The following is a 2,480-nucleotide window of genomic DNA, read 5'->3' as shown; positions in this document are numbered from 1 at the left end:
GCGGGTGTGGCCGGGTGCTGCGCGGGCCGGCGCCGTTGATCCCGGGCGTGGCCGGGTGGTGTGGCCGGGGTCGGTGCCGTCGAGCCGAGCGGGGTGCGTGCCGGTGCCGGGATTGCTCGTGAGGCGTGGCCGTCGGCCCGTCGGCGGCGATGCGCGCTTGAGTCAGGCGGGGTGCGGGCGGGTGCCAGCGTCGGTGTCGGCTGGCCGGCGGGGTGGGCTCTGCGGCCGGAAGTGGCGTGCAGCCCGGTGTTTCGGCCCCCGCGCCGGGCGTAACCCCCAGGTACGCCCGGCGCGACCGTGATCAGTTGCTGTTGCCCGGCTTCCAGCCGAGGTAGTGCGCGAAGTACCCCTGGCGGGCGTGGCCGATCGCGCCGTTGACGCTCGTCGCCCACACGCCGCCGTTGCCGTCGGCGATGCCCACGTGGCCGTACGCCGAGATGTTCCAGAAGACGAACGCGCCGCGGGGCGGGGTGCCGGTCGTGTGGCGGGCGCCGTCCGAGGAGCGCCAGTGCTCGATCGCGCTCGCGTGGTGGGTCGTGCGGTTCCAGGCCAGGCGCACCGCGCGCTCGCAGTAGCCCTGGTAGGCGGTGCTGCCGTTGCGGCTGGAGAACCACGAGATCGCCTGGTTCGCCGTCCGCGCCGCGACGAGGTCGGCGGCCGAGTCGGTGAGGACGGCGCCCGGGTCGGCGATGTCGGCCGCGGTGACCTCCGAGTACACCTCCGTCGGCGCGGTGGCGGCCGAGGCGACGGTGGCGCCGCCGAACAGCAGGGCAGCCGACAGCGCGGCCGCCTGGCAGATGGTTCGCATGGGTGTGTCTCCCTCAGTAGACCGGGACGGCGTGCCCCGGCGTTGAGGAGAACCCTGCGCGCGGCCGCTACACCGCCACTACACCGCCGCTCTCGCGGGGCGGTGACAAAAACCGTGCCGGTACGCGCAAACGCATATGACAAATTCCCGGGAAACGGAAAAGGAGAATGGCCGGTTGGGGAGTTTCCACCTAGTATCCGAAAGTCCGTTCGACGATGAAAGGATCCGATATGACGGAAACCCTCGTGCTGAAAACCCGCCGCCGATTCCTCGGAATGGGAATGGCCGCGGTGCTGGCGGGCGCGGTCGCCGTGGCGGGCGCGAGCCCGGCCGCCGCGGCCGAGAAAACGCTCACCTACAAGGGCGGGTTCCCGCTGATCGGGGAGCAGCAGGTGTCGGTGGTGGTCAAGGCCGACATCCCGGCGACCGCCACCGCGGGCACGCCCGTCTCGGTGCCGTTCAGCCTCGACGTCGACGCGGGCCAGGCCGCCGGTGACGGACTGCGGCTGGTCGGCGCCACCAAGGTGTCCGGCGCGATCAAGTCCAAGGTGAACGTCGCCATCGCCGGCCAGTCGGTGGCGATCCCGATCGAGCTGCCCATCCCCGAAACGCCCGTGCCCGCCGAAGGCTCCTTGAAGTTCACCGCGCAGGGCCAGGTCGACTTCACCGTCCCGGCCGGCACCCCGGCCGGTGAGGCCACGAGCAGCGTCGACGCGGCGGCGGCCACCCACGTCGTCACCGACAGCAGCCTCGGCGAGTTCGACGTCGACCTGACGCTCGACCCGCCGGACCAGGACGCCACCCTGGGCACGACCACCGTGAGCTGACGCGGGGCCGCCCCCGCCGGAATCCGTCCGGCGGGGGTGCGCCGGTGCCGGAATCCGGCAACACGGGAAATGCCGGGATCCACCGGAAACCGTTTCTCCCCAACGTGTTCCTCCCTTAGTAGGTACCGGGTGCCCGGGCCGGGCGCGGAGTATTCCGTGCCACCACACCGCCTCGTCACCGGCTGGAGGTCCACCTTCGTGAAAACCATGCCAGGAGTCCTTCGTGGACTCGCGATCCTGTCCGCCGCCACGGCCGCGGCCGTCGCGCTGCAGGCGCCGGCCACCGCGGCCGCCGCGCGCACCGACCTCGGCATCACCATGCAGGCCCAGCAGAAGGACCAGTGGTGCTGGGACGCCAGCGGCAACACCATCGCCGACTTCTGGGGCTATTCCCTGACCCAGACCCGGTTCTGCCAGATCGCGCACAACGAGTCCGGCAGCGACTGCGCCAACAACCAGGGCTACCTGTCCGACCAGCAGCGGGTGTTCCGCTACCTCGGGTTCACCAGCGCCGGCACGTACAACTCGAACGGGCAGACGCTCACGTTCACCGGGATCAAGAACCAGATCGACGCCGGGCAGCCGATCGGCACTCGCATCGGCTGGCGCTCCGGCGGCGGGCACATGCACGTGCTCTACGGCTACGACAATTCCAACGGCGCCACCCGCGTCGAATACGGCGACCCGTGGCCGAACAACAGCCGCTACAACTCGATGAACTACGACACCTACCGTTCGAACACCCAGTTCCAGTGGACCCACACCGTGTACGGAATCGAGGGATGAGCGTGCTGCGGAAAGCGATGGGCGCGGCCGTGCTGGCCGGCGCCGCGATGCTCGCCACC

Annotated in this window: 3 protein-coding genes; 2 read left to right on the top strand and 1 reads right to left on the bottom strand. The window is 70.8% G+C overall.

Annotated features, from left to right (window positions below; all coding sequences use genetic code 11):
• Window positions 1-301: 301 nt before the first annotated feature.
• On the bottom strand, window positions 302-808 hold the full coding sequence (locus tag G3I65_RS24725) for a hypothetical protein (protein ID WP_160698218.1): 507 nt from the start codon (window positions 806-808) through the stop codon (window positions 302-304).
• Window positions 809-1,038: 230 nt separating this feature from the next.
• Between G3I65_RS24725 and G3I65_RS24720 the strand changes: the two genes are divergently transcribed.
• Window positions 1,039-1,635: a DUF6801 domain-containing protein gene (locus tag G3I65_RS24720; RefSeq protein WP_160698217.1), complete on the top strand. Its 597-nt coding sequence runs from the start codon at window positions 1,039-1,041 to the stop codon at window positions 1,633-1,635.
• A gap of 198 nt (window positions 1,636-1,833) precedes the next feature.
• Window positions 1,834-2,421, top strand: coding sequence for a papain-like cysteine protease family protein (locus G3I65_RS24715; RefSeq protein ID WP_160698216.1), 588 nt, complete (start codon window positions 1,834-1,836; stop codon window positions 2,419-2,421).
• Window positions 2,422-2,480 lie beyond the last annotated feature (59 nt).

Origin of the sequence: Amycolatopsis sp. SID8362 (assembly GCF_010550475.1) — a bacterium.
GTDB classification, from domain to species: domain Bacteria; phylum Actinomycetota; class Actinomycetes; order Mycobacteriales; family Pseudonocardiaceae; genus Amycolatopsis; species Amycolatopsis eburnea.
This window is presented reverse-complemented; position numbering and strand designations above follow the sequence as displayed.